The organism is Janthinobacterium sp. GW822-FHT07H10, from assembly GCF_058798675.1.
The window spans coordinates 43,313-56,753 of sequence record NZ_JBXAKS010000008.1 but is presented as its reverse complement, the minus strand read 5'-3'; the positions used below and the strand labels follow the sequence as shown (position 1 = coordinate 56,753).

Here is a 13,441-nt window from a genome sequence, read left to right as displayed (position 1 = left end):
ATTTTTGTTATTTTTAAATACCGCAGCAATACCACTTGCGTGGAAATCACGACAGGGCCATATGCGATGCAATGAAGGAAAAAGCGTGCAGGCGGCCTGCCGGCGCGCTTGCGCGGCCGCGCGGCGGCAAGCCCGGCGCCACGCCAGGTAGGAGAAAGCAGGTGTACCAGTGACGGTCGCGCCGCAGCACGGTGCAGTCCGGCACCTTATCGGCAACTTATCGGCAACTCAGGCGCGGCGGTGGCGCGCGAAGAAGTCCAGCAGCATCTTGCTGGCGTCGGGCCTGGCCTTGTCGTTGAACGGCAGGCTGGCGTCGCCGCCGCTCCAGGCGTGCTCGAGGTGCTCGATCTGCGCCACGCGCAGCAGCACATCCTTGCCCACCTGATAATCATGCAGCGCATATGCATGGGCCGGGTTGCGGCTGCCCGCCGCCCCCGCCGGCAGGCGCTGCGCCGTCACCAGCGTGTCGGCCGGCATGCGGTTCACGCGCAGGCTCTGGCGCACCAGCTGCGCCTGGTTCACGGGGCGCACCACCTTGTCTGACAGCCCTTGCAGCAGCAGGGTGGGCAGGCGGGGAAACGCGGGCTGGCGCGCCAGCACTTCGTCGATGGCGGCGTCCATGCGGGCGGCGGCGCCATGCTGCATCACGTTCAGCGCGCCGATCAGGTTATGTCCGGCGCCGAACACGGGCCCCGAATGCAGGCCCAGTGCGGCAAACAGCTGCGGGTGATTCAGGGCCACGATATGCGCCATGCCGGCGCCGGCGGAAATGCCGCAGATATAGATGCGCGCGCGGTCGATCGCATGGCGCGCCGCCACCTGCTCGACGGCGCCGACGATCAGGCGCGCATCGCCGCCGCCCTCCTGCGTCAGCCTGTCGTACCACTTCCAGCAGCGCCGCGCATGCGAGCGCATGGACTGCTGCGGATACAGCACGGCATAGCCCTTGCGCTCGGCCAGGCGGTTCATGCGCGTGCCCTCGGCAAACTGCGTGGCGCTCTGCTCGCAGCCATGCAGCATCACCAGCAGCGGCCGGCCACGCCTGCTCATGACCGCGTTCGGCGGCTTGTCCGGCAAGTACAGGAAATAGCTCAGGCGCCGGCCCGGCAACTGTCCCAGCTCCGGCAACGGCGCATAGTGGGCGGCCAGCCACTTGCCCGGCGCAGGCGCGGGCCGCTTGCGCGCGCGCGGCGGCGACAGCGGCGTGGCGAAGGGCGCCAGCGCCGGTGCGGCGGAACGCGCCAGCGCGTCGCCGGCAGGCTTGGCGCGCGGCTTGGCGGGCTTGGCCACGGTCTTGCCCGCGGTCTTGACGATGCTCTTGCTCACGGCCTTGACCCTGACCTTGCCACGGGGCTTGGGCTTGGCGGACACGGGGCCGAACAGCACCTGCGCCAGCTTGGTCGCCGTGCGCTGCTGCGCCTTGCCGACGCGCAGCAAGCCGCGCAACCACTTGGTTGTGGGCTTCACCATGGCAAGAAATCCGTCTGTCGCTGTGGAGCATGGCGCCGGGTCGTCGAACTGCCTCGTTGCGTAATCAGCATGCGCGCTCTCCTCCGTTGAGCACATAGAGTACCGCAATTGGCTTACGGCACCGTACGTTTGCCCGCATATAAAAGTGCCCCGGACACCATTGAGGCAGATCAAGCGCGACCTTGGCCGTATGCTTAATCTGGGTGTTCGATCAGCACTTCACACAGGAGAGAACACCATGAGCTATCTGGACCGAGACATCTTGGGCATGTACCGCAACCACGACGGCCCCGGGCCAGCCTTGATGGGGGCCGACACCCTGATTGGCGACGATGTCTACAATCACAGCGATGAAGAACTGGGCGACATCAAGGAAATCATGCTCGACATGCGCACGGGCCAGATCGCCTATGCCGTACTGTCCTTCGGCGGCATCCTGGGCATGGGCGACAAGCTGTTTGCCGTGCCCTGGGAGCGCCTGACGCTCGACCCCGTCAACAAGCGCTTCCTGCTGAACGTGGAAAAAGGCCAGCTGAAAGACGCGCCCGGCTTCGACAAGAACAACTGGCCGGACATGGGCAGCGACGCGTGGAACCAGCAGATGGAAGCGTTCTATGGCAGCGGCACGCGCTACGGCAGCATGGTGGGCGGGCGCATGCAGTCCGGCAGCGACCTGCGCGGTGGCGCCAGCCTGCAATCGGACAGCGAAGGCAGCCTGTCCGGCACCTCGATGAGCGGCAGCCGCGCCGGCACGGGCAGCAGCCAGGGCGACCGGGCTGCCCGCTCCTCGCTCGGCGATGATGATGGGCTGGACAAGCGCAATTGATCAGGCAGGCCCCGGGGACGTGTCGGTCGGCGTACGTCGGCGTAGGTCTGATTAGCGGCGCAGCCGCGTAATCCGACACCACCCGTGATGCCACCGACACCCCACCGCCGGCCCACGACATCATCCACCGCTCGCGCCAACGATGTTGTCGGATTACGCGCGCCCTTTGGACGCGCTCATCCGACCTAGCGCTGCATCGATTCCCATACCTTTTGCAGACGTTTGGCAGACACGGGCATCGGCGTGCGCAATTCCTGCGCAAACAGGGATACGCGCAGCTCTTCCAGCATCCAGCGGAAATCGACGAGTTTCGGGTCCGTGTTCTTGCCAGCCTGGCGATCCTTGGCCTGGCGCAAATACGGCGCGGCCGCCGATTGCCACTCGGCCATCAACTTGGTGTCGCGCGCGGGGTCGGCACGCAATTTTTCCAGGCGCACATTGATCGCCTTCAAATAGCGGGGGAAATGCGCCAGTTGCGTGTACTCGTTTTCCGTCAGGAAGCGCTTATGCACGAGGCCCTGCAGCTGCGCCTGGATATCGGTGGCGGCCGCCGCGGGAATGTTTTGCAGGCGTTTCGGCAAACCGTGGAATTCCGTCAGCACTTGCGACAGCAGGCGGGCAATTTCATTGACCAGCAACACCAGGCGCGACTTGCCCTCCGCCTGGCGCTTGGCAAACGAGGCGGCGTCCAGCGGCAGCGGATCTTGCAAACACGCAATATCGAGCGCCTTGTTGATGATCTGCTCGCGCAGCTCCTCTTGCGAACCGAGGGCCATGAATTGCATGCCCATCTGCTGCAAGCCGGGGATGCTTTTCTCGACGTACTTGATCTGCTCCTTCATCTGCAGCGCGAACAGGCGGCGCAAGCCAACCTTGTGCGTGCGCGCGGCCACGGTGGGATCGTCGAACACTTCGAGGTCGCAATGCGTGCCCTTGTCGACCAGGGCCGGGAAGCCGATCAGGGTCAGCTTGCCCTGCACGATTTCCAGCAGTTCCGGCAATTCGCCAAAGGTCCAGCCCGTCAAGCCCATGTGCTGCGACACGGTGGCATTCGCGGATGCCGGCGCTGCCGCGGCAGCGCCCTTGGCGGGTGTGCCGCCCTTGCCCGCCACGGCAGTGGCGCCCTGCGCCTGCGCCTGCAGCCGCGACGCCACTTGCGCGCCCGCCACGCGGGCAGCAGGCGTACCCGCGCCCGATACGCCAGACACCTCCGCCAGCTTCTGGAAACTCTGGCGCGCCTGGCCGCCGAATTCCGCCTGCAAGGTAGCCAGGTTGCGGCCCATGTCCAGCTGGCGGCCATGCTCGTCGATCACCTTGAAATTCATGAAGTGATGGGCAGGCAGGGTTTCCGGCTTGAAGTCCGTCGTCAGCACGTTGATCGTGATCTGCGTGCGGATGTCGGCGATGATGGCGTCGATCAGGTCGCCCCGGCCAAACACGCCCGCCGCGTGCACGCGCTCGCAGAATTTGGCCGCGTAATCGGGCAGCGGCACGCAGTGGCGGCGCAGCTTTTGCGGCAGTGATTTCAACAGCAGGTGCACTTTTTCCTTCAGCATGCCCGGCACCAGCCATTCGCAACGCTCGCGCGGCAACTGGTTCAACGCGTACAACGGCACGCTCAAGGTGACGCCATCGCGCACGCTGCCCGGCTCGAAGTGGTACGTGAGACCCATCTCCAGGCCCGTCACGGACATGGTTTTCGGGAACAGATCCGTCGTCACGCCGGCCGCTTCGTGACGCATCAGCTCGTCACGGTTCAGGTACAGCAGCTTCGGATTCTCGCGCGTGGCATCCTTGTGCCACTTCTCGAAACCGGCGCCATTGCACACGTCGGCCGGCAGCAGCTTGTCGTAGAAGGCGGCGATCAGTTCATCGTCGACCAGCACGTCGAGGCGGCGCGATTTGTGCTCGAGGTTTTCAATGTCCTTGATCAGCTTGTGGTTGTGCGCAAAGAACGGCGCGCGCGTGTCGAAGTCGCCGCCGACGAGGGCGTCGCGGATGAAGATTTCGCGCGCTTCCGGCAAGTTGAAATTGCCGTAATTGATGCGGCGCTGGCTGTACACCACCAGGCCATACAGGGTCGCCCGTTCGGACGCCGTCACCTGCGCCGAGCGTTTTTCCCAGCGCGGTTCGCCCCACGATTTCTTCAGCAGGTGCTCGCCCACTTTTTCCAGCCATTCGGGCTGGATCTGCGCCACGCAGCGCGCGTACAAACGCGTCGTGTCGACCAGTTCGGCCGCCATGATCCACTTGCCCGGTTTTTTCAGCAGCGAGGAACCGGGCCAGATATGGAACTTGATTCCGCGCGCGCCCAGATAGCCGGCGCCCGGCTCGTCCTCGCCCTTGAAGCCGATATTGCCCAGCAAGCCGGTCAACAAGGCCATGTGCAGATTATCATAGGTGGCCGGCGCTTCGTTCAGGCGCCAACCCTGCTCCTTGACGATGGTCAACAACTGCGAATGCACGTCGCGCCATTCGCGCAAGCGCATCTGCGACAGGAAATTCGTGCGGCAATTGTCCTGCAGCTGGCGGTTGGTTTTCTTGTGCTCGATGGCGGACTCGAACCAGCGCCAGATTTTCAGGTAGCTGAGGAATTCCGATTTTTCATCGGCAAACTTCTTGTGCGCCTCGTCGGCCGCCTGCTGGTGCTCCATCGGGCGGTCGCGCGGGTCTTGCACGGACAGGGCCGAAGCGACGATCAGCACTTCCGTCAAACACGCGTTATCGAGCGCGGCGAGGATCATGCGGCCCACGCGCGGGTCCAGCGGCAGCTTGGCCAGCTTGTTGCCCAGCGGCGTGAGCTTGTTGACCTCGTCGACGGCGCCCAGTTCCTGCAGCAATTGATAGCCGTCGGCGATCGCGCGCGCCAGCGGCGGCTCGATGAAGGGGAAGGTTTCCACGTCCGTCAGGTGCAGCGACTTCATGCGCAGAATGACGGCGGCCAGCGAGGAGCGCAGGATTTCCGGCTCCGTGAATTTCGGCCGCAGCAGATAATCCTGTTCTTCGTACAGGCGGATGCAGACGCCGTCGGCCACGCGGCCGCAGCGGCCAGCGCGCTGGTTGGCGGCGGACTGCGCGATCGGCTCGACCTGCAGCTGCTCGACCTTGTTGCGGTAGCTGTAACGCTTCACGCGCGCCAGGCCCGCGTCGACCACGTAGCGGATGCCGGGCACGGTCAGCGACGTTTCCGCCACGTTGGTGGCCAGCACGATGCGGCGCGCATTGCTGGTCTTGAACACGCGCTCCTGCTCCTCGGCCGACAGGCGGGCGAACAGCGGTAAAATTTCCACATGCGGCGGATGGTGCTTGCGCAGCGCTTCGGCGCAGTCGCGGATTTCGCGCTCGCCCGGCAAGAACACCAGCACGTCGCCCGAACCGATGCGGCACAGTTCTTCCACGCCATCGACGACGGCATCCATCAAGTCGCGCTTTTCGCGCGCGGCGGCGGTCCTCTGCCCTGGCTTGTCGGCATTCGCGTTGGCGCCCGGCATGGCCACCTGCTCGCGCTCCACGGGGCGGTAGCGCACTTCCACCTGGTACAGGCGGCCCGACACTTCGATCACGGGCGCGGGTTTCTCCGGCGTGCCGAAATGCCGCGCGAAACGCTCGGCGTCGATGGTGGCCGAGGTGATGATGATCTTCAGGTCGGGCCGGCGCGGCAGCAGCTGCTTCAGATAGCCAAGCAGGAAATCGATGTTCAGGCTGCGCTCATGCGCTTCATCGATGATGATGGTGTCGTAATTTTTCAACAACGGGTCGGTCTGCGTCTCGGCCAGCAAGATACCGTCCGTCATCAGCTTGACGGATGCGCCCTTGGTCAGCGTGTCGGCGAAGCGCACCTTGAAACCCACGGTTTCGCCCAGCGGCGTGCCGAGTTCCTGCGCGATGCGCTTGGCCGTCGACGAGGCGGCGATACGCCGTGGCTGCGTGTGGCCGATCAAGCCCTTCTGGCCACGCCCCAGTTCCAGGCAAATCTTCGGCAGCTGCGTCGTCTTGCCGGACCCCGTCTCGCCCGAGACGATGATCACCTGGTTTTCCGTCAGGGCCTTGGCGATTTCGGCGCGGCGGCCCGAGACGGGCAAGTCTTCCGGATAGGTGATCGGCGGCAGCGAATTGCGGAACGCCTTCTCGGCCTCGCGCGCGGCGCGGGCCGTGTCGCGGCTGTCGCGGTTTTCATGATGCTCGCGGCCGGCCGGCGTATTGCGCGGCGCCTGTCCCTCGCGTGGCGGGCGCGCAGGCTGGGGCTTGCCCTCTCCGGCGCGCTGCTGCTGTTGCTGCCGCTGCTGCTGTTTCTGCTGCTCCGCGCGCGGCGATTGTGGTCTTTGCTGGCTCACGGGAGGGCGCTGGCGGCCGCCATCGCGCGGCTGCGCGGGGGCAGCCGCTGGCGCCGTGGCGGTGTCGCCGGCCCCGGAAACGGGCGCAGGAATAGACACATTCGCAACAGGGGAAGGAGGGGAAGACTTATTGCTGGCTGAAGACATTGTTTTTTACAGGTATTTTAAGCGCGCACATCGCGCAGCGAATTATAATGCGCTTAATGGAAAACCCTACCCAATTCGTCCAATGGCTGCGCTCAGTCGCGCCCTACATCCACGCCTTTCGCGGCAAGACCTTCGTGGTCGCCTTCCCCGGTGAACTCGTCAGCGCCGGGGCGCTGCAGGTGCTGGCCCATGATCTGTCCCTGCTGCATGCGCTGGACATCAACGTCACCGTCGTCTACGGCTCGCGACCGCAGGTAGCCGAGCAGCTGGCCCTGCGTAACGTCGAAGGCCGCTTCCACAATGGCGTGCGCATCACGGACATTGCCGCCCTGGAATGCGCGAAGGAAGCGGCCGGCGAGCTGCGCCTCGATATCGAAGCCGCCTTCAGCCAGGGCTTGCCGAACACGCCGATGTCGCATGCGGCCATCCGTATCATTTCCGGCAACTTCATCACGGCGCGCCCATTGGGCGTGATCGATGGCGTGGACCTGGAACTGACGGGCATCACGCGCAAGGTCGACGCCGAAACCATCCATTCCATCCTCGGTTCGGACGGCCTGGTGCTGCTGTCGCCGCTGGGCTTCTCGCCGACCGGCGAAGCGTTCAACCTGACCATGGAAGACGTGGCCTGCAGCGCCGCCATCGCCCTGCACGCGGACAAGCTGATTTTCATCACGGAAACGCCGATGATGGAAGACGCCACGGGCGTGGAAATCCGCGAACTGTCGTCGCACCAGGCCGAAGCCGTGCTGATGGCCGGCTTCTTGCCGGACGCCACCGCGTTTTACCTAAAACATTGCGTCAAGGCATGCCATAACGGCGTCGAACGCTCGCACATCGTGCCCTTCTCGATGGATGGCTCGGCCCTGCTGGAATTGTTTACCCATGATGGTGTGGGCACCATGATCAGCCATGAAAACCTGGAAAGCCTGCGCCAGGCCACCATCGAAGACGTGGGCGGCATCATTAAACTGATCGAACCGCTGGAAGCGGACGGCACTTTAGTCAAGCGGGGCCGCGAGCTGATCGAACGCGAAATCGATTATTTCTCCGTCATCGAGCATGACGGCGTCATCTTCGGCTGCGCCGCCCTGTACCCGTTCCCCGCGCAAAAGATGGCGGAAATGGCGTGCCTGACGGTGAACCCGGAAGTGCAAGCCCAGGGCGATGGCGAACGCATCCTGAAACACATGGAAAACCGCGCGCGCGCCGCCGGCCTGAACAAGCTGTTCGTCTTGACCACGCGCACCTCGCACTGGTTCAAGAAACGCGGCTTCGTACCGGCCACCGTCGACGATTTGCCGAAGGACCGCCAGCATATGTATAACTGGCAGCGCAAGTCGCAGGTGCTGATCAAGACCCTGTAGCCCACTCGATAGTAGGTCCAGGGCGTTGCGACCTTGCCTCGCCGCATTCGTACTGTCCCCGGCAACGCGCCCGGCCTGGCCATTTTGTTCCATGCCATAAAAAAAGCCCGGCATGCCGGGCTTTTTCTTTACTCAAAGACCATTACTGGATATTCAGCGGCGCAAACGACTTGACCAGGTCGTCGAGCGCCTTCAATTGCGCCAGGAACGGTTCCAGCTGGTCCAGCGGCAGGGCGCTGGGGCCGTCGCAGCGGGCGTTGTCCGGGTCCGGATGGGCTTCCAGGAACAGGCCGGCGATGCCGACGGCCAGGCCGGCGCGCGCCAGGTCCGCCACTTGCTGGCGGCGGCCGCCCGAAGCGGCGCCACCGGGATCGCGCTGCTGCAGCGCGTGCGTGACGTCGAAGATGATGGGCAGGTCGTCGCACGTCTTCTTCATGACGCCAAAGCCCAGCATGTCGACCACCAGGTTGTCATAGCCGAGGCAAGTGCCGCGGTCGCACAGGATCAATTGATCGTTGCCCGCTTCCTTGAATTTCTCGACGATGTTGGCCATCTGGCCAGGGCTGAGGAATTGCGGCTTCTTGATGTTGATCACTTTGCCCGTTTTCGCCAGGGCCACGACGAGGTCCGTCTGGCGCGCCAGGAAGGCGGGCAATTGCAGCACGTCGACCACTTCGGCCACCTGCTGCGCCTGCCATGGCTCATGCACGTCGGTAATCACGGGCACGCCGAAGGCGGCCTTCACGTCCTGGAAGATGCGCATGCCTTCTTCCAGGCCCGGGCCGCGGTAGGAATGGATGGACGAGCGGTTGGCCTTGTCGAAACTGGCCTTGAACACATATGGAATACCCAGTTTTTGCGTGACGCGCACATATTCTTCGCAGGCGCGCATGGCGAGATCGCGCGATTCGAGCACGTTGATGCCGCCAAACAGCACGAAGCTGCCTTCATTGCTGACATCGATGCCATTGACTTTCACTGAGGCCATAGGGGATTCCATATTGGTTAATTGTTACTATTTACTGTGAAGGGGCGCAGCCAGCGACTGGCGCGATAAGGCATCTTACTAGCTAGGACGGCGCAGATCAAATTTGATCCAGCGCAAGGGCGCGGCAGACGGCGTGTCGCCAGGCCGCGACGGCCCCGCGAGGGGACGCGCAAAGTGCCTTATAATCACGCTTTATCTCTACACTGATTCAGGAGCACAGATGGCCCGCACGATCCACTGCATCAAACTCAACAAGGAAGCCGAAGGACTGGACTTCCCGCCGTACCCGGGCGAACTGGGCAAGAAAATTTACGAATCCGTGTCGAAAGAAGCATGGGCCGCCTGGCTCAAGCACCAGACCATGCTGGTCAATGAAAACCGTTTGAACCTGGCCGACGCGCGCGCCCGCAAATACCTGGCCACGCAGATGGAAAAGCATTTCTTCGGCGATGGCGCCGATGCGGCCATGGGTTACGTGCCCCCAACCGAGTAAGCACGGCGCAGCGCCTTCTCGGGCCTCCGTTGCGCGCTGTACCCGATGGTCAGCGCCGCTACGTGGCCCGATATGGCGCTTGCTCGCCACGGTGTCAAGAGGTGCCGATACCGTTCAATCTTTTTAGCCCGTCGTCGCCTCTATCCCCTTCCCGTTTCACGCCGCCTGAATCCCTTTCACGGCAGACCTTCCCCGTTTCGTCGCACACCGCTCGCCGCCCGCGCCGCCGGCAGGCACAGTACGTCCATCGACAACCTCACTTCAAGGCGGACACCATGTTGCAACAAATCTTCAGCCACACTCCCCTCTACGTCTGGGCCATCCTGGGCTTTCTCGTGTACCGGGGCGTGCTGGCCAGCCGCGCGCGCGAAGTGAGCTTGCGCAAGCTGTGCATCATTCCCCTGGTCATGCTGGCCCTGTCCCTGAGCGGCGTGTACGGCAGTTTCAGCTTCGCCGGCCTGGCGCCATTCGCCTGGATGGCAGGAGCCGTGACGGGCGCGGCGCTGGCCTGGACGCTGACCGATACGCGCCATATCGTCGTCATCTGCGAACGCGGCAGCGTGCGGCGCCCCGGCAGCTGGCTGCCGATGGCCTTGATGATGAGCATCTTCTGCATGAAATATGCGGTGGCCGTGACCCTCGCCATCGTACCTGCTTATGCCCACGCGCCGGGCTTCGTGCTGCCCGTCTGCGCCGCGTACGGCTGCTTCAGCGGCATCTTCCTGGGCGGCTTGCTGCGCACCGTGGCCGTGTATCGCCAGGCGCACATGACAAGCGGCCCGCAAGGGGCCGCCGTTTAATACAGATGCGACTGCCGGCAAAGGCCGGCTATCGTCTTAGTAGCTCAGCGTACGCACGCCTTCCGGCATGCCCAGCAGGCAGACATTCGCGCCGCGCGCGGCGAACAGGCCGACGGCGATGACGCCGACGATCTGGTTGATCTGCTGCTCCAGCGCCACCGGGTCGGCGATCTGCAAGCCCAGCACGTCGATGATCTCGCCGCCGTTGTCGGTGATGAAAGCGTCATCGCTGCCCGCCTTCAGGCGCAAACGGGGCGTGCCGCCCAGCGCGGCCAGCTGGCGCGACACGGCGGCGCGCGCCATCGGCACCACTTCCACCGGCAGCGGGAAGGCGCCCAGGGTCTCGACCAGCTTGGAGCCGTCGGCGATGCAGACGAACTGTTTCGACACGGAGGCAACGATCTTTTCGCGCGTCAAGGCCGCGCCGCCGCCCTTGATCATGGCGCCGCTGGCCGTGATCTCGTCGGCGCCATCGATATAGACGGCGATCGACTCGACGTCATTCAGGCTGAAGACGGGGATGCCATGGCCGGCCAGGCGGGCAGCCGTCGCTTCCGACGAGGCGACCGTCCCTTTGATTCGGTCCTTGATCTTGGCCAGCTCATCGATGAAAAAGTTCGCGGTGGAACCGGTACCGACACCGATGATTTCACCGTCCACCACATAATTAATAGCGGCGCGGGCTACGGCTTGTTTCAATTCGTCTTGGGTCATGGCAAAAAAGGCTGAAGTGGGGAATGGCGCTATTTTAACGGATCGTTAGCCCCGCAAGCGGCCCTTGAACACCGGCCGTGGCATTTGTTCCACGATGGCGCCATGAATTTTGCTCAAGGGCAATGGATTGGCCAATTACTCCGTATGCCCGTTAAAATATGCGAAAATGCGACTATTGACACACATGACGTTTCAGGAATAGCAAATGACTCACAGTAAACAGGTACTTGTTGTCGATGACAGCCGGGTTTCACGTTTGATGTCGCACCAGTTCATCCTCAGCAAACATGCCGATTGGCAAGTGATCGAGGCGGCGACGGGTGAAGAAGCCCTGGAGAAAGTCAAGACTGCCAGCCCTGTGCTGATACTACTGGATGTCAACATGCCCGGCATGGGCGGCGTGGCGGCGGCCGAACAATTGCGCGCGCTGTGCCCGCACACGCCCATCATCCTCGTCACGGCCAACGTGCAAAACGCCATCCGCAACCGCGCCAGCGAACTGGGCGTCGGCTTCATGGAAAAACCGATCACGGAAACCCGCATTCATCAGCTGATCGATTCACTGGGACTGTGAGCATGGTCAATCTCTCCGAACTGGAAAACGATGCCCTGGTAGAGATATTCAACATCGGGGTGGGCCACGCCGCCGCCGCGATGAGCGAGATCGTGAATGAAGAAGTCACCATGTCGGTGCCGTCGATCACCTTCCTGAACCGCGCCGATGCGGCTGCCCTACTCGGCAGCAAGAAGGACGGCGAACGCATCTGCGGCGTCAGCCAGCACTACGACGGCGCGTTTGCCACCGAAGCCATCTTGATGTTTCCTGAAGACAAGAGCCTGGAAATCGTGCGCCTGATGGTGGGCGACGCCATGCCGCTGCAGGAACTGACGGAGATGGAACAGGAAGCGATGAGTGAAATCGGCAACATCATCCTCAATTCCTGCGTGGGCACCCTGGCCAACCTGTTCGACAGCGAACTGCATGGCTCGCTGCCGCTGTACCACGTGGGCACCAGCGCGGAAATCCTGTCCTCGTTCGGCGGCCAGGACGACGACGCCGTCGTGCTGATGCTGCATATCGATTTCGTGCTGTCCAAGCACCAGATCCACGGCTACGTCGCGTTTGTACTCGACCTGTCCGCCTTGCACGACCTGAAACAGCAGGTCAGCCGCTATCTGGCCAAGGTCCTGGGACAGGCGTGAAGATCATGCCGGATGCATTACATCGACTCGCCCTGCTCGAAAGCATACTTGGCGCCGTCAACCTGGGCGCCATCGTGCTCGATGAGCAGCACCGCATCGTGCTATGGAACCGCTGGATGGCGCGCCACTCCGCCTGGCAGCCCGAGATGGTGCTGGGCCAGGATTTCTTCACCGTCTTCCCCGAGCTGCGCCACAAGCGCATCGACTCGGCCATCATCCAGGCCCTGCGCGACAATTTCCAGTCGCTGCTGTCGCAAACCTTGCACAAGGCGCCATTTGCGCTGTACACGCATGGCGCGAACACGGGCTGTGCCGAAGGCCAGGAACGCATGCAGCAAGCCATCGCCGTCACACCGATCAATTTACCCGGTTCGCCACGCCATTGCCTGATCCAGATCAATGATGTCACCATTGCCGTCGGCCGCGAAAAGCTGCTGCGCGAACAGACCATGGTCTTGCGCTCGCAAACCTTTTCCGACGGCTTGACGGGCATCGCCAACCGCCGCCACTTCGACGTGGCCATCGAGAAGGAAATGCGGCGCGCCATGCGCACCGACAGTCCACTGTCGCTGCTGATGATCGATATCGACCATTTCAAGGACTACAACGACCACTATGGCCACCAGCAGGGCGATGGCTGCCTGATCCACGTGGCGGCGGAACTGGCCGCCATGCTGCAGCGCCCCACCGATTTGCTGGCGCGCTATGGCGGCGAAGAATTTGCCGCCATCCTGCCCGACACGGATGACGAACAGGCGCTGCGGCTGGCCGAGGCGATCCGCCAGCGCGCGGCCGACTTGCGCATTCCCCATGCCAAGACAGGCAATGACGTCAAGCACATCACGGTCAGCATCGGCATCGCCACGCAGCACGCGCACCAGGCACTGGAAATTTCCGCCCTCATCGGCGCCGCCGACCGCGCCCTGTACCTGGCCAAACGCGCCGGCCGCAACCGCGTGATGGTGCAGCCCCCCTGATCCCGCGGGCCAGCGCAGGGACTGTCGCGCGCGGCCAACGCCGCCACGCATAATTCCTGTAGACATCTTTACGGCGGATGCGTAGACTCGTCCCTGATTGCAGCAAAAACAACAAGAATTTA

11 protein-coding genes are annotated in these 13,441 nt (G+C 63.3%); 7 read left to right on the top strand and 4 right to left on the bottom strand.

Going from position 1 to position 13,441, the window contains the following annotated elements; translation table 11 throughout:
* Positions 1–228: 228 nt before the first annotated feature.
* Entirely contained in the window at positions 229–1,470 is a 1,242-nt protein-coding gene (locus AC1RDJ_RS18470) for an extracellular catalytic domain type 1 short-chain-length polyhydroxyalkanoate depolymerase (protein ID WP_493028338.1), read from the bottom strand.
* Between the two features lie 238 nt (positions 1,471–1,708).
* On the opposite strand from AC1RDJ_RS18470, the gene AC1RDJ_RS18465 reads away from it, so the two are divergent.
* A complete protein-coding gene (locus tag AC1RDJ_RS18465) occupies positions 1,709–2,296 on the top strand; it encodes a PRC-barrel domain-containing protein (protein ID WP_493028337.1) in 588 nt (195 codons plus the stop codon).
* 185 nt (positions 2,297–2,481) lie between these two features.
* Here the strand turns inward: AC1RDJ_RS18465 and hrpA are convergent, their stop codons facing one another.
* Positions 2,482–6,777, bottom strand: a complete 4,296-nt coding sequence (gene hrpA, locus AC1RDJ_RS18460; protein ID WP_493028336.1) for an ATP-dependent RNA helicase HrpA — start codon at positions 6,775–6,777, stop codon at positions 2,482–2,484.
* A 56-nt stretch (positions 6,778–6,833) separates the two neighbouring features.
* Here hrpA and argA point away from each other — a divergent pair, with 56 nt between their 5' ends.
* Entirely contained in the window at positions 6,834–8,144 is a 1,311-nt protein-coding gene (gene argA / locus AC1RDJ_RS18455) for an amino-acid N-acetyltransferase (RefSeq protein WP_046685875.1), read from the top strand.
* Between the two features lie 142 nt (positions 8,145–8,286).
* On the opposite strand, the gene kdsA is transcribed toward argA, so the two are convergent.
* The gene (gene kdsA / locus AC1RDJ_RS18450) at positions 8,287–9,132 is read right to left on the bottom strand and encodes a 3-deoxy-8-phosphooctulonate synthase (RefSeq protein WP_493028335.1); all 846 of its coding nucleotides are present in this window, start codon (positions 9,130–9,132) and stop codon (positions 8,287–8,289) included.
* Between the two features lie 220 nt (positions 9,133–9,352).
* Here kdsA and AC1RDJ_RS18445 point away from each other — a divergent pair, with 220 nt between their 5' ends.
* Both AC1RDJ_RS18445 and AC1RDJ_RS18440 read left to right on the top strand, forming a co-directional pair.
* On the top strand, positions 9,353–9,625 hold the full coding sequence (locus AC1RDJ_RS18445; protein WP_034750797.1) for an oxidative damage protection protein: 273 nt from the start codon (positions 9,353–9,355) through the stop codon (positions 9,623–9,625).
* 275 nt (positions 9,626–9,900) lie between these two features.
* Positions 9,901–10,425, top strand: coding sequence for a DUF6622 family protein (locus AC1RDJ_RS18440; RefSeq protein WP_493028334.1), 525 nt, complete (start codon positions 9,901–9,903; stop codon positions 10,423–10,425).
* Positions 10,426–10,461: 36 nt separating this feature from the next.
* Here the strand turns inward: AC1RDJ_RS18440 and rpiA are convergent, their stop codons facing one another.
* Entirely contained in the window at positions 10,462–11,139 is a 678-nt protein-coding gene (gene rpiA / locus AC1RDJ_RS18435) for a ribose-5-phosphate isomerase RpiA (protein ID WP_071322450.1), read from the bottom strand.
* A gap of 205 nt (positions 11,140–11,344) precedes the next feature.
* Here rpiA and AC1RDJ_RS18430 point away from each other — a divergent pair, with 205 nt between their 5' ends.
* From AC1RDJ_RS18430 to AC1RDJ_RS18420, 3 genes are read left to right on the top strand one after another with little or no spacing between them, the layout of a single operon-like run.
* Positions 11,345–11,713, top strand: coding sequence for a response regulator (locus AC1RDJ_RS18430; RefSeq protein ID WP_071322449.1), 369 nt, complete (start codon positions 11,345–11,347; stop codon positions 11,711–11,713).
* A 2-nt stretch (positions 11,714–11,715) separates the two neighbouring features.
* Positions 11,716–12,342 carry a chemotaxis protein CheC gene (locus AC1RDJ_RS18425; protein WP_071322448.1) on the top strand — a complete coding sequence of 209 codons (627 nt, stop codon included), beginning with the start codon at positions 11,716–11,718 and terminating at the stop codon, positions 12,340–12,342.
* A 5-nt stretch (positions 12,343–12,347) separates the two neighbouring features.
* Positions 12,348–13,319: a diguanylate cyclase domain-containing protein gene (locus tag AC1RDJ_RS18420; protein ID WP_493028333.1), complete on the top strand. Its 972-nt coding sequence runs from the start codon at positions 12,348–12,350 to the stop codon at positions 13,317–13,319.
* Positions 13,320–13,441: the final 122 nt, after the last annotated feature.

Excerpts from the sequence above, each read along its gene's own strand:
- AC1RDJ_RS18470 (WP_493028338.1), bottom strand. The coding sequence starts at position 1,470 with ATGGTGAAGCCCACAACCAAGTGGTTGCGCGGCTTGCTGCGCGTCGGC.
- AC1RDJ_RS18465 (WP_493028337.1), top strand. The coding sequence starts at position 1,709 with ATGAGCTATCTGGACCGAGACATCTTGGGCATGTACCGCAACCACGAC.
- hrpA (WP_493028336.1), bottom strand. The coding sequence starts at position 6,777 with ATGTCTTCAGCCAGCAATAAGTCTTCCCCTCCTTCCCCTGTTGCGAAT.
- argA (WP_046685875.1), top strand. The coding sequence starts at position 6,834 with ATGGAAAACCCTACCCAATTCGTCCAATGGCTGCGCTCAGTCGCGCCC.
- kdsA (WP_493028335.1), bottom strand. The coding sequence starts at position 9,132 with ATGGCCTCAGTGAAAGTCAATGGCATCGATGTCAGCAATGAAGGCAGC.
- AC1RDJ_RS18445 (WP_034750797.1), top strand. The coding sequence starts at position 9,353 with ATGGCCCGCACGATCCACTGCATCAAACTCAACAAGGAAGCCGAAGGA.
- AC1RDJ_RS18440 (WP_493028334.1), top strand. The coding sequence starts at position 9,901 with ATGTTGCAACAAATCTTCAGCCACACTCCCCTCTACGTCTGGGCCATC.
- rpiA (WP_071322450.1), bottom strand. The coding sequence starts at position 11,139 with ATGACCCAAGACGAATTGAAACAAGCCGTAGCCCGCGCCGCTATTAAT.
- AC1RDJ_RS18430 (WP_071322449.1), top strand. The coding sequence starts at position 11,345 with ATGACTCACAGTAAACAGGTACTTGTTGTCGATGACAGCCGGGTTTCA.
- AC1RDJ_RS18425 (WP_071322448.1), top strand. The coding sequence starts at position 11,716 with ATGGTCAATCTCTCCGAACTGGAAAACGATGCCCTGGTAGAGATATTC.
- AC1RDJ_RS18420 (WP_493028333.1), top strand. The coding sequence starts at position 12,348 with ATGCCGGATGCATTACATCGACTCGCCCTGCTCGAAAGCATACTTGGC.